The following is a 12,985-nucleotide window of genomic DNA, read 5'->3' on the forward strand; positions in this document are numbered from 1 at the left end:
GGTTTGCGATATCAACCCCCGAGCGCGTGCGCACAGCACGCCGGCCTGACATGATTTCTCGTCGAGTTCATCCACTGAAAGTCGGGCCATGCCCATAGCGCGACGCAAGCTCATGCTGGCCGGCCTGGGCGGGGCGTCAGCGTTGCCCAGCTGGGGCCAGGCCGGCACCGGCGACGAGCGGGACGTGACCTGGGTGGTCGAGAACTTCGAGCCCTACTTCATTCAGTCCGGCCCACTGAAGGGCAAGGGAATTGGCGATCGCGTCAATCAAACCCTCATCGACGGCCTGCCTGACTACCGGCACCAGACCGCTCATGTGCCGATATTGCGCATCACCGAGGGGTTTAAGTCCGGCCGACACCTGGCCATCACCACCTACCTCAAAAACCCTGCCGACTTTGAACTGGTGCACTACAGCATCACCAGCCTGGTGGTTCCGCCGCTGGAATTAACGCTGCGCCGCGCCGACTGGCAAGTCATCTGGCGCTCCGCCCCGCAGATCAGCCTGCGGCGCTTTTTGCAAAGCGGCAAGGTGATTGGCGTGGCCGGCAGGCGCTTTTACGGCGAGGCCATTTCCAACATCGTGGCGGACAAGCAGCATGACCCCAAGGGCGTCTTCACTCAACAATCCACGCATTACCGCAATCTGGCCGAGATAGTGGCCCGCAAGCGCATTGACGCCACCATCGGCTACGGCGCCGAACTGAGATTTCTTGAGTTGAGCAATCCGCCAGCTGAGCCACTGGTCAGTGTGCCAATTGTCGAAAACGCCGACTATCTTTATGCCCACGTCGCCGTGCCCAAGACACCCTGGGGTGAAGAGTTGCGGGATCAGGTGGACAAGGTGCTGCGCAAACAGCGCAACACCCCCGCCTACCGCGCCATCATGCTGGATTGGTTCGGGCACTCAGCGGCCCTGGAGCACGCCATCACGGCGCGCTTTAGTTCAGGGCTCTGAGGCCAACCGAGTCGGAGCCACACAAGCCAGGTCAAGGCCCTGCCCATGCAGCGCGACCCGTTTCAGGACAAGGCCGCCACAACGTCCGGCGGCGCCTGCACCAACTCGATCAACACGCCCTCCCCGCCAATCGGGAACTCGGCGCTGCTCTTGGGGTGGATGAAGCAGATGTCGTAGCCCGCTGCGCCAGGGCGGATGCCTCCAGGCGCAAAACGAACACCGTTGGCGCTCATCCACGCCACCGCCTTGGGCAGGTCATCCACCCACAGGCCAACATGGTTCAGCGGCGTGCTGTGCACGGCGGGCTTTTTCTCGGGGTCCAGAGGCTGCATCAGGTCAACCTCCACCTTGTGCGGCCCGCTGCCAATGGTGCAGATGTCTTCGTCGACGTTCTCGCGTTCGGACACGAAGTTGCCGGTGACAGTGAGGCCCAGCACATCCACCCACAGCTTGCGCAATGCGGCCTTATCCGGGCCGCCGATGGCGATTTGCTGGATGCCGAGAATCTTGTAAGGCTTGCTCGTGCTCATCACTCGAACCTCAGAATCGGTTGATCCACCGACAAGCTTTCGCCCGGCTTGGCCAGTACTTCAGCAACCTTCACATCCTGTGTCGCCAGCAAGATGTTTTCCATCTTCATGGCTTCGATGATGGCCAGGCGCTCACCCGCCTGCACCACCTGGCCCGGCTGCACCGTCACCTGGGCCAGCAGCCCCGGCATGGGCGAGAGCAAGAACTTGCTGGTGTCCGGTGGCGCCTTGTAAGGCATCAAGGCATGCAGCTCTGCCGCGCGTGGCGACAACACCGTGACCTTGATGGACAAGCCGTTGTGGCTGATGCGATAGGCCAAGGGGTTCTTGGTCGTGCCGCGTTCAGCCTGGGCAAAGAAAGGCTTGCCATTGACCAAGCCGCTGAGGCGGATCTCGCTCAGGCGCGAGCGGCATTCGATCTTGTAGCTCTGCTCACCAATCCGGATGGTGGCTTGGCCCGCCAAGCCAAGGTATTCCGACACATGCACCTCATAGCGCAAGACCTGACCCTGGCCTTGGTGAACGATGGCGACGTAGTCGCTGTCCAACTGCATTTCATGGCCAGCCAATTGCCCGCTGATGCCGGCGGCGCGCTCATTGGCCTTGCGGCGAATGAAGGCCGCCAAGGCCACCAGGAACAAGGGGTCCTCATGCGGCACATCCTCGGCGCGGAAGCCGTCGGCATAGTGCTGGGCGATGAAGCCGGTGTTGAAGTTGCCCGAGACGAAGTCCGGATGCGCCAGCAGCGCCGACTGGAAGGGGATGTTGCTGGAGATGCCGCGAATCACAAAGCCATTGAGTGCCTCGCGCATCTTGGCAATGGCGTCCAGGCGATCCTTGCCGTGCACGATCAGCTTGGCGATCATCGAGTCGTAGAACATCGGGATCTCGCCGCCTTCGTAGACGCCGGTATCCACTCGCACGCCATCCGGCAAGGGCCGGTCACGCGGCGGCGTGGTGGCGGCCTCCAAGCTGGTGGGCGGCGGCAGATAGCTCACCAAACGGCCGGTGGAAGGCAGGAAGTTGCGGAACGGGTCTTCGGCATTGATGCGGCATTCAATCGCCCAGCCATCACGGCGCAGGTCTTCTTGCTTGAAGGCCAGCGCTTCGCCAGCCGCCACGCGAATCATCTGCTCCACCAGGTCCAGGCCGGTGATGCACTCCGTCACCGGATGCTCTACCTGCAAGCGGGTGTTCATCTCCAGAAAGTAAAAGCTCTGGTCCTTGCCGACCACGAACTCCACCGTACCTGCGCTCTGGTACTTCACGGCTTTAGCCAAGGCCACGGCCTGCTCGCCCATGGCCTTGCGGGTGGCTTCGGAAATAAAGGGCGACGGCGCCTCTTCGATCACCTTCTGATGGCGGCGCTGGATGGAGCATTCACGCTCCCAGAGGTAAAGCACATTGCCCTGCGAGTCGCCCAGCACCTGAATCTCGATATGGCGCGGCTCTTCGACGAACTTCTCCATGAAGACGCGGTCGTCGCCAAAGCTATTGCGCGCCTCGTTGCGGCAGCTGGTGAAGCCCTCGAAGCATTCCTTGTCGTTGAAGGCCACCCGCAAGCCCTTGCCACCACCGCCTGCGCTGGCCTTGATCATCACCGGGTAGCCAATGCCTTGCGCGATCTTGACGGCATCTTCGGCCGCCAGAATCGGCTCGTTGTGGCCGGGAATGGTGTTGACCTGGGCCGCGCCGGCCAGCTTCTTGGAAGCAATCTTGTCGCCCATCGCCGCGATGGAATGGGCCTTGGGGCCGATGAAGACCAAGCCTTCTTCTTCCACACGGCGGGCGAACTCTTCGTTTTCGCTCAGGAAACCGTAGCCGGGGTGGATGGCTTCAGCGCCGGTGCTCTTGGCCGCCGCAATGATCTTGTCGGCCACCAGATAGGACTCGCGCGAAGGCGCTGGGCCAAGCAGCACGGCCTCGTCGGCCAGCTCCACATGGCGGGCATCGCGGTCCGCCTCGGAGTAAACCGCCACCGTCTTGATGCCCATTTTCTGGGCCGTCTTGATCACCCGGCAGGCGATCTCCCCGCGGTTCGCGATCAGGATTTTCTTAAACATGCTGCTCTCCCGGGGTGAACTCGCCTGCGGCGCGAGCACCGCGATGGGTCATGAGGAACTTGGTCAACATTGTCAGTCTCCAAACTAAATTTTTTGATCGTCTACTTGGGCAGCAGCAAGCGGCCGGCCAGACATTGTTCGGTCCAATCGGCCACGCGGCGGTCGATCCAGGCGCGGCTTTGCCCCACCACCGGGCCTGCGCCCTGGTAGGTGAAGGACAGCATCAAGGGCGCGCGGCGGGCCTGCTCACCCTCGTCGTCCAAGCCGCCGGCCCGCTTCAAATCGGCGGCGGCTGCGGCGCGGCTTTGGCCATCGACGCGGTAGAGCAAGATCACCGGCAAGGTCGATAAATCAAACTCGCAGGCCGCGATCCGCGTCAGCACGCTCTCGCCATAAATGCGCCGGGCGCAAGCGGCAAAGCCTTCGGCGGCCACGGCGCGGCTCTTGGCCTCGCTCCACTCGCCTTGTTCTGCCAGGGGTTTGGCCGCACTCAAAGCCTGATCGAGGTCGCGCACCAAGACGCCTTGCGCCTGCGCTGCCGAATCCAGGCTCTGGCGTGCAGCCGCATCGCCCAGGGCCGCCGGCGCGATCAGCAAGGACTGCTCCAGCGGCAGCGCATGCATGGCCACACAAGGCTTGGCCCGGCTGGGCGTGGCGCCTCCCAAAGGCATGAGGTTAGGAACCTGCGCTTGCACCGCCTGCGCCAAGCCGGCAGAAGCCAAGCCTGCCGCCAGCAGCGCCTTCAAAAAGACCTTGGCACGCATAGGGCGGCCCATCACAGCGGCATATTGCCGTGCTTGCGCCACGGGTTTTCCAGCTTCTTGTCCTTCAACATGGCCAAGCTGCGGCAGATGCGCTTGCGCGTCTCATGCGGCTGGATCACATCGTCGATGAAGCCGCGTGCGCCAGCCACAAAGGGGTTGGCAAAGCGGGCCTTGTACTCGGCTTCCTTGGCGGCCAGTTTGGCGGGATCGCCCTTGTCTTCGCGGAAGATGATCTCCACCGCGCCCTTGGCACCCATCACCGCGATTTCAGCGTTAGGCCAGGCAAAGTTGACGTCGCCACGCAGGTGCTTGGAGCTCATCACATCGTAAGCGCCGCCGTAGGCCTTGCGGGTGATCACGGTGACCTTGGGCACCGTGCATTCGGCATAGGCATAAAGCAGCTTGGCGCCATGCTTGATGATGCCGCCGTACTCTTGGCTCGTGCCGGGCATGAAGCCGGGCACATCGACGAAGGTGATGACGGGAATATTGAAGGCATCGCAAAAACGCACAAAGCGGGCGGCCTTGATGCTGCTCTTGATGTCCAGGCAGCCAGCCAGCACCAGGGGCTGATTGGCGACGATGCCCACCGTTTGGCCTTCCATGCGGGCGAAACCGGTGAGGATGTTCTTGGCGTACTCGGGCTGCAGTTCGAAGAAATCGCCGTCGTCCACGACCTTGAGCAAAAGCTCCTTCATGTCGTAGGGCTTGTTGGCGTTGTCGGGCACCAAGGTGTCCAGCGAATAGTCCAAGCGGCCAGCCGGGTCGCCGCCGTTGAAGCCCTGACGGGTGGGGGCCTTCTCGCGGTTGTTCAGCGGCAGATAGTTGAAGAAGCGCCGCAGCATCAGAATCGCCTCGACATCGTTGTCGAAAGCCAGATCGGCCACGCCGCTCTTGGATGTGTGCGTTGCCGCGCCGCCCAACTCCTCGGCGGTCACTTCCTCATGGGTGACGGTCTTCACCACCTCGGGGCCGGTGACGAACATATAGCTGGAGTCCTTCACCATGAAGATGAAGTCCGTCATCGCCGGGCTGTACACCGCGCCACCAGCGCAGGGGCCCATGATCATGCTGATCTGCGGAATCACGCCCGAGGCCAGCACATTGCGCTGGAAGACATCGGCATAGCCGCCCAAGGAGGCCACGCCTTCCTGGATGCGCGCACCGCCCGAGTCGTTCAAGCCGATCACCGGGGCACCAACCTTCATGGCCTGGTCCATCACCTTGCAGATCTTCTCGGCATGCGATTCGCTCAGCGCGCCGCCGAAGACGGTGAAGTCCTGGCTGAAGCTAAAGGCCAGGCGGCCGTTGATCATGCCGTAGCCGGTCACCACGCCGTCGCCGGGGATCTTGTTGTCGGCCATGCCGAAGTCCACGCAGCGGTGCTCGACAAACATATCCCATTCTTCGAAGGTACCTTCGTCGAACAGCAGTTCCAGCCGCTCGCGCGCCGTCAGCTTGCCCTTGGCATGTTGGGCCGCAATGCGCTTCTCGCCGCCGCCCAGGCGGGCCAGGGCGCGCTTTTCTTCTAGCCTTTGTTGGATGTCATGCATGCTTGTCTCCAGAGAAATGAGCGAGTAGTTGACGCGCCGCCGTACTGGGCGCGAGTTGGCCGGCCAGCACTTGTTCAATGCTAGGTGCCAGGGCCGCTTGCACGGCGGTGTGGGTAGAAAACTGTTGTTGCAAGCCGGCTTGGATGCGTTCCCACATCCAGGCCAGGGCCTGCTGGCGGCGCTTCTCAGCCAAAGCGCCATTGGCCTCTTGCAGGCTGCGGTAGCGGCACACCGCCGCCCAAAATTCTTCCAGCCCTTGGGCTTTCAAAGCGCTGAGTTGCATCACCTGGGGATACCAGGCCGGCGCTTGCTCCGCAGAATCATGACCATGGCCATGCATGGCATGCACACGCAGATTGCTGCTGATGTGGGCACGCGCCCGGGTGGCGGCCAGCGCATCGAGATCGGCCTTGTTGATCACCACCAAGTCGGCCAATTCCATCACGCCTTTTTTGATGGCCTGCAAGTCATCGCCCGCATTGGGCAATTGCAGGAGCACATACATATCCGTCATGCCGGCCACGGCGGTTTCGCTCTGGCCCACGCCCACGGTTTCGACGATGACGACGTCATAGCCCGCCGCCTCACAAACCAGCATGGCCTCGCGCGTTTTCTCGGCCACGCCGCCCAGGGTGCCGCTACTGGGGCTGGGGCGGATATAAGCTTGGGGCTGCATGGAAAGCCGCTCCATGCGGGTCTTGTCACCCAAGATGGAGCCGCCGGACACGGTGCTGGAGGGATCCACCGCCAGCACCGCCACGCGCAGGCCGCGCTCGATCAAGAAGAGGCCAAGCGCTTCGATGAAGGTGCTTTTGCCCACACCCGGCACGCCGGAAATGCCCAGGCGGAAGGCGCGGCCGGTGAGCGGCAAGATCTCGGTCAGCAAGGCATCGGCCTGCAAGCGATGGTCCGCGCGGGTCGACTCCAGCAAGGTGATGGCCTTGGCCATGGCACGGCGCTGGACCGGGTTTGAGGCTGATTGCAAGTCCGCCGCCAGATTCATGCGCGCAACTCCATGGCCGGGTTCCAGCGGTACTCCACATCGAACTCCTGCTCGGCCACTTGCTGAAAGCCGTGGGCCTGGTAGAAGTCATTCGCGCGGCTCAGCTTGAGTGCGCCAAGGCTGATCTCACAAGCGCTCAGGCGCGCTTGGCGCTTGATTTGTTCCATCACCCAGCTACCGGCGCCATGTCCTTGAGCTGCTGGACTGAGGTAGAGATGTTCCAAACGCAAGACCTGACCCTCGGGGCGCGGCTTGACGGTGAAGAAGCCCAGCCTCTGACCGGACTCGGCACTGACGATGTGCTGCATGAAAGCGGGCTCGAAGCCGGCCTGGAAGCGCGCCCGCGCCCGCGCCGGGTCAAAGCGGCCCAGCCGTTCCAGGCTTTCCTGCAAGGCGGCGATGCGCAGGGCCAGCAGCGACTCAAAGTCGGCCTCGACCACCGGCTCCAGCCGCCATTTCAGCGATGCTGGCGCAGGGCTCAAGCGGCCACCGCCTGGCGAATTTGCTCCAGCACGTCTTTGGCACTCGCCGGGATGGGCGTGCCCGGGCCGTAAATGCCCTTGACGCCGGACTGGTACAAGAACTCGTAATCCTGCGCCGGGATGACGCCGCCAACGAAGACGATGATGTCGTCCGCGCCCTGCTCTTTCAGCGCCGCGATGATGGCGGGCACCAAGGTCTTGTGCCCTGCCGCCAAGGTCGACACGCCAACGGCGTGCACATCATTCTCGATCGCTTGGCGGGCGCATTCCTCGGGCGTCTGGAACAGCGGGCCGATGTCCACATCGAAGCCCAGGTCGGCATAGGCACTGGCCACCACCTTGGCGCCGCGGTCATGGCCGTCCTGGCCCAGCTTGGCAATCATCACGCGGGGGCGGCGGCCTTGGCCTTCAGCAAAAGCCTTGATCTCGTCTTGCAGCTTGGCCCAACCTTCGGCCGAGTCGTAAGCGGCGGCATAGACACCACTGACCTTCTGAGTATCCGCGCGGTGGCGGCCGAACTCGGCTTCCAGCGCATCGCTGATCTCACCCACGGTGGCGCGCAATCGCGTGGCCTTGATGGCCAAGTCCAGCAGATTGCCTTGGCCGGTGCGGGCCGACTCCGTCAGCGCCGCCAAGGCGGCCTGCACCGCCGCCGCATCGCGGGTGGCGCGAATCTGCTTCAGGCGGGTGATCTGGCCATCGCGCACGCGCACATTGTCCACATCAAGAATTTCGATCGGATCTTCCTTGGCCAGCTTGTATTTGTTGACGCCAACAATCACGTCTTTGCCGGAGTCGATGCGAGCTTGCTTCTCCGCCGCGCTGGCCTCGATCTTGAGCTTGGCCCAGCCGCTGTCCACCGCCTTGACCATGCCGCCCATGGCCTCGACCTCTTCGATGATGGACCAGGCCTTGTCGGCCATGTCCTGCGTCAGCTTCTCCATCATGTAGCTACCGGCCCAGGGGTCGATGACGCTGGTGATGTGCGTTTCTTCCTGGATGATCAGCTGGGTGTTGCGGGCGATGCGCGAGGAAAACTCGGTGGGCAGCGCAATCGCTTCGTCCAGCGAATTGGTGTGCAGCGATTGCGTGCCGCCAAACACCGCAGCCATCGCCTCGATGGTGGTGCGCACCACATTGTTGTAGGGGTCTTGCTCGGTCAGCGACCAGCCCGAAGTCTGGCTGTGGGTGCGCAGCATCAGGCTCTTGGGCTTCTTGGCATCAAAGCCCTTCATGATTCGGCACCACAGCAGGCGCGCGGCCCGCATCTTTGCGATCTCCAGATAGAAGTTCATGCCCACGGCCCAGAAGAAGCTCAGGCGGCCGGCAAAGTCATCCACATCCATGCCCTTGGCAATAGCGGTCTTCACATATTCCTTGCCATCGGCCAGGGTGAAGGCCAGCTCCAAAGCTTGATTGGCGCCCGCCTCTTGCATGTGATAGCCCGAGATCGAGATCGAGTTGAACTTCGGCATGTGCTGGGCCGTGTACTCGATGATGTCGCCGATGATCTTCATCGACGGCTCGGGCGGGTAGATATAAGTGTTGCGAACCATGAACTCCTTGAGGATGTCGTTCTGGATCGTGCCACTCAGCTGATCTTGCGAAACGCCCTGCTCCTCGGCCGCCACCACATAGCCGGCCAACACTGGCAGCACGGCGCCATTCATGGTCATGGACACCGAAACCTTGTCGAGCGGAATGCCGTCGAACAAGATCTTCATGTCTTCGGCCGAATCAATCGCCACGCCGGCCTTGCCGACGTCACCGGTCACGCGCGGGTGATCGCTGTCGTAGCCGCGGTGGGTCGCCAAGTCGAAGGCCACCGACACGCCCTGCCCGCCCGCCGCCAAGGCCTTGCGGTAGAAGGCATTGCTTTCCTCCGCAGTAGAGAAACCGGCGTACTGGCGGATGGTCCAGGGGCGCACCGCATACATGGTGGCTTGCGGGCCGCGCAAAAAGGGCTCGAAGCCGGGCAAGGTATTGGCGTGGGGTAGTTCCGCCGTGTCCTCGGCCGTGTACAGGGGCTTGACCACCAAGCCTTCCGGCGTATGCCAGTTCAAAGCATCCACATTGCCGCCGGGGGCCGACTTGGCAGCGGCCTTGTGCCACTGCGCCAGATCGGCTGCAGCAAATTCGCCAGCCGCCGAAGGCGAGTTGACGGGCGCCGTTGACTTGGGCGCTGCTGCAGCTGAGGCGGGAACTGATGAACGTGAATCTGACATGGGAGGCTCCGGTCGTTCAACTACGCTGTCGAACTTTCATTCATAATTATAAATTCAAAAATGACTGAACTCTGACAAATCCAATGGCCACACCCCAAGCTCTGGCACCGCGAGCCCTCTACCAAGAGGTGGCCGAACGCCTGCGCGCGCAAATCTTCAGCCGCGAACTCGAGCCCGGCCATTGGATTGATGAACTCAAGATTTGCCGCGACCTCGGCATCAGCCGAACACCGCTGCGCGAAGCCCTGAAAGTCTTGGCGGCTGAAGGCCTGGTGACGATGAAGGTGCGGCGCGGCGCCTATGTGACCGAAATGTCAGAGCGCGATGTGCGCGAGGCCTACCAGTTGCTGGCCCTGCTGGAAAGCGATGCCACGGCACGCGTTTGCCAACTGGCGAGCGCGGAGCAAATGCAAGAGCTACAGGCCCTGCACAAAACCCTGGTGGACCAAGCAGAGCATCACGAGGCCTTTTTCGCGACCAATGAGCGCTTTCACCTGCGCATCCTAGAAATTGAAGGCAATCGCTGGCGCCAGCAAATCGTCACCGACCTGCGCCGAGTGATGAAGCTCAACCGCCATCACTCCTTGTTCAAGCAAGGGCGAATCCAAGATTCGCTGCAGGAGCACGAAATGCTGATCGCCGCACTGGTCGAACGCCGCAGCGAGGACGCGGCGCGACTCATGCGCATGCATTTCGACAACGGCCTCGCCGCAGCCACCCACGGCACGCCCGCATCAGGCGCGGGCGACTAACTTCAGATTGCGACGGCACGCACCACGTATTGCAAGGGCAGCGCATCCCGCACTGCCCCTTCCGGGTCACGGCCCATGGCCAAGGCCATCTGCCGGATGGCCGCCAGCACAGGCTCCCGCCCCGGCTCATTGAAAATGCGCGGCACGCCGGCCTCCACCCTCAAACCAGCCGACTGAAACAGCTCAAACAAGGTGATGCGGGTGAACCAGCGCAAATGGGTGCGGTCCAGTAAACCATCAGCCTCATAACGAAAATCCCCCACGGCTAGGCGCCCTTGCAGGCTCCAATGCTGCACATTGGGAATGCTCGCCACCACGCAAGCGCCCGCCGGCATGACCTTGCGAATCTGGCTCAGCACTCGCCAGGGGTCACGCAAATGCTCCAGCACATCGCCAAAAATCCAGCAGTCGCGGTCAGCGAAGTCGCGGAACAAGGCCTCATCGGCGGCTTCGATGTCCAAATTCAAGACCTCGTTGCAATGCCCACGTGCCACTTGGGCCGCCTTGGGATCAAGCTCCAAGCCAAGGATGTGCACATCCGGCCTTTGCAATTTCAGGGCATGCGCCAGCGCACCGGTGCTGCAACCCACCTCCAAAATGCGCCGCGCGCCGGCCGGAATCATGGGTAGCAAATCGGGGTTGTAGCCGGTTGGCGCGGCGCCTTGAGCTTGTGCCAGCTTTTGCTGGGCTCGCGCCTGCGCTTCAGCCATCCACTCTTCCAAGTGGTAGCCCTGGGTAGCGGTGACCGTGCCACGGCCGATGTGATCCAAATAGAGCTTGCGGGTATCGGGGGTGACGTCGTTGAACGTCCAGTCCAGATGCCGCAGCAGATGCGAGCGCCCCGCATCATGCAAGGCCAACATGGGCGCCACCATGGGCGCGCCATGCTTGATGGGCAGCGGCCACTGTTTCATCACCTCGATATTGCACAGCATGCACGGCGGGTGCAGATAAGGCACTGCCCCGTAGGCATAGGGAATATCAAAACCCTCGCGATTGACATAGGCCACGCCGCCCACGCCATAGTCCTCGGGCTGCAGATGGGACAGCAAGTCCTCAATAAAGCCCGGTTTCAGGACCACGATATCGCTATCCAGAAACAAGGCGCGGGGGCCCAGGTCCAACTGACTGATGGCCCAGGCCATGCCCGGGCCATGGTGGATGTTGAACTCCTGCGCATGCAGAGTCACGCCCTCAAACTCGACCAGCATGGTGCGAATGTCGGCCAGCGGGCCAGGCTCTGAGCCATCCACCACATGGACCGGATTGGGATAGAAGCTCCGAAAGGAGCTCAATAGATTGCGCAGCAAGTCCACGCTGTTGTAGGACACCACCACCACCGGCAGGGTTTGGGCTTCAGAGGCAACAAGACTCATGGCTGGCTTTCTGGCGAATAGTTCTCGAACGCTGGGCGCTGAATCAAAACTTGTGGCTGCGCAGGAATTGCTCCCACAGGAGCAAGAACTCCGCCTCGGCCTCAGCTTCGCCCGCAGCCAGGCGCCCCAGCACCGGGATGAAGGGCGCCACATCGGGCTCGGCGGTGTAACGGTCCAGCAGCGCCTGATGCAGGCCGGCGTAACCCTTGCGCGCGCTGTCAGGGCTGAGCCGCTCCAGCCGCACCGCCCCCAGGCTCAAGGCTGCGTAGGCCAGATGAGCGGCTTTCATATGCTTGCCCAGCAACTGCGCGGAGTGGCCCTCGCCGCCCGCCCGGAACGCACCCAACCGGTCTTGGATATAGGCCACCGGCCCGATCAGGCTGGCCGCCAAAAATGCACCCAAATCCCACAGGCCTTCATAGGAGACGCCTGCAAATTGCGGGCTGAAAAGCAAATCGGCAGCCTCCTTGCGCATCACGCAGTTGGAGAACTCCCCCAACCAATTGGTGCAATCGGGCAAGGTGCTGGAGAACAGCAAGGACGCTTCCAACAAGACGATACGGTCGTTAGAAAACCAGACATTCTTCGGGATGGGCATGCCCTCCACCGGCTGGCCTCGCTCATTGGTGCACCAGCGGGCACTGATGCTGCTGGGGCTGCGGCAACTGGCGTGCGCCATCAGGTGGCGCAGATAGAAGTCGGGGTAGAGGATGTCGTCGTCCAACAAGAGGTGGACCAGCTCGGTCGACCCGTCCCACAAGCGCAGCAAGTGCTTGAAGTTTTCGTAGGCACCGGCGCGCGGGCCGGTATGCACTTCGATCTGCAGCTTGCGCCGCGCCAACTCCATTTGCGGTGACTGCAACAAGGCACCGAATACGCCATCCGGGCTGTCGTCCGAAACGATGACTTTTTGCGGCTTGAGCGTCTGCGTCATCAGCCCCGTCAACAACTCAACGATGTACTTGGTCTTGTAAGCAGGAATCAGGGTGGTGACTTGCATGGCGAGTGTGCCCAACAGGCTTGACGCCGATATTGAGCATTACAGCGAGAACTCGCGCCCAGCCATCCTGCCAAAAGCTGCACGTTTGGGCAGCTTTTCCATCCAATGCCTGCTTGCCAGACACCTAGCATGCCGACAGAGATTTGCTGAGATGCCTGACTGTGTCATTTTGAAGTTATGCGACCAGAACCAGGCTTTAAGCAAAAAGTACCCAATCAGCACATGTCTGAGCGAAAGCCCTGCATGTGAAGCCATGGTTGCTAAAGATTGGCAGCCTTG

Annotated in this window: 11 protein-coding genes; 2 read left to right on the forward strand and 9 right to left on the reverse strand. The window is 62.0% G+C overall.

All coding sequences use genetic code 11. From position 1 onward, the window contains the following. Positions 1 to 88: 88 nt before the first annotated feature. Positions 89 to 958, forward strand: coding sequence for a hypothetical protein (locus tag AT984_RS09110; protein ID WP_156421957.1), 870 nt, complete (start codon positions 89 to 91; stop codon positions 956 to 958). A gap of 62 nt (positions 959 to 1,020) precedes the next feature. Here AT984_RS09110 and AT984_RS09115 read toward each other — a convergent pair whose 3' ends face one another. The 7 genes from AT984_RS09115 to scpA all read right to left on the reverse strand — a co-directional run bounded on the left by AT984_RS09115 (position 1,021) and on the right by scpA (position 9,578). Next, positions 1,021 to 1,488, reverse strand: a complete 468-nt coding sequence (locus AT984_RS09115) for a VOC family protein (RefSeq protein ID WP_058719824.1) — start codon at positions 1,486 to 1,488, stop codon at positions 1,021 to 1,023. After that, positions 1,488 to 3,551 carry an acetyl-CoA carboxylase biotin carboxylase subunit gene (locus AT984_RS09120; protein WP_058719825.1) on the reverse strand — a complete coding sequence of 688 codons (2,064 nt, stop codon included), beginning with the start codon at positions 3,549 to 3,551 and terminating at the stop codon, positions 1,488 to 1,490. The genes AT984_RS09115 and AT984_RS09120 overlap by 1 nt, the downstream gene beginning before the upstream one ends. A 101-nt stretch (positions 3,552 to 3,652) precedes the next feature. Continuing rightward, positions 3,653 to 4,357, reverse strand: coding sequence for a hypothetical protein (locus AT984_RS09125; protein WP_058719826.1), 705 nt, complete (start codon positions 4,355 to 4,357; stop codon positions 3,653 to 3,655). Next, positions 4,327 to 5,868, reverse strand: a complete 1,542-nt coding sequence (locus tag AT984_RS09130; RefSeq protein WP_058719827.1) for an acyl-CoA carboxylase subunit beta — start codon at positions 5,866 to 5,868, stop codon at positions 4,327 to 4,329. The genes AT984_RS09125 and AT984_RS09130 overlap by 31 nt, the downstream gene beginning before the upstream one ends. Continuing rightward, a complete protein-coding gene (meaB, locus tag AT984_RS09135) occupies positions 5,861 to 6,871 on the reverse strand; it encodes a methylmalonyl Co-A mutase-associated GTPase MeaB (protein WP_058719828.1) in 1,011 nt (336 codons plus the stop codon). The genes AT984_RS09130 and meaB overlap by 8 nt, the downstream gene beginning before the upstream one ends. Then, complete coding sequence (locus AT984_RS09140; RefSeq protein WP_231741617.1) at positions 6,868 to 7,353, reverse strand: GNAT family N-acetyltransferase; 486 nt, start codon at positions 7,351 to 7,353, stop codon at positions 6,868 to 6,870. Before AT984_RS09140 ends, meaB begins: the two co-directional genes overlap by 4 nt. Further along, positions 7,350 to 9,578 (reverse strand): methylmalonyl-CoA mutase, encoded by a 2,229-nt coding sequence (gene scpA / locus AT984_RS09145; RefSeq protein WP_082679903.1) that lies wholly within the window; start codon positions 9,576 to 9,578, stop codon positions 7,350 to 7,352. The genes AT984_RS09140 and scpA overlap by 4 nt, the downstream gene beginning before the upstream one ends. Before the next feature lie 83 nt (positions 9,579 to 9,661). Between scpA and AT984_RS09150 the strand changes: the two genes are divergently transcribed. Then, the gene (locus tag AT984_RS09150) at positions 9,662 to 10,330 is read left to right on the forward strand and encodes a GntR family transcriptional regulator (protein ID WP_058719829.1); all 669 of its coding nucleotides are present in this window, start codon (positions 9,662 to 9,664) and stop codon (positions 10,328 to 10,330) included. Between the two features lie 2 nt (positions 10,331 to 10,332). Here AT984_RS09150 and AT984_RS09155 read toward each other — a convergent pair whose 3' ends face one another. Continuing rightward, positions 10,333 to 11,706: a methyltransferase gene (locus AT984_RS09155; protein WP_058719830.1), complete on the reverse strand. Its 1,374-nt coding sequence runs from the start codon at positions 11,704 to 11,706 to the stop codon at positions 10,333 to 10,335. Positions 11,707 to 11,749: 43 nt separating this feature from the next. Next, entirely contained in the window at positions 11,750 to 12,706 is a 957-nt protein-coding gene (locus AT984_RS09160) for a glycosyltransferase family A protein (protein WP_156421958.1), read from the reverse strand. Positions 12,707 to 12,985 lie beyond the last annotated feature (279 nt).

The organism is Paucibacter sp. KCTC 42545, from assembly GCF_001477625.1.
GTDB lineage: Bacteria > Pseudomonadota > Gammaproteobacteria > Burkholderiales > Burkholderiaceae_C > Paucibacter_A.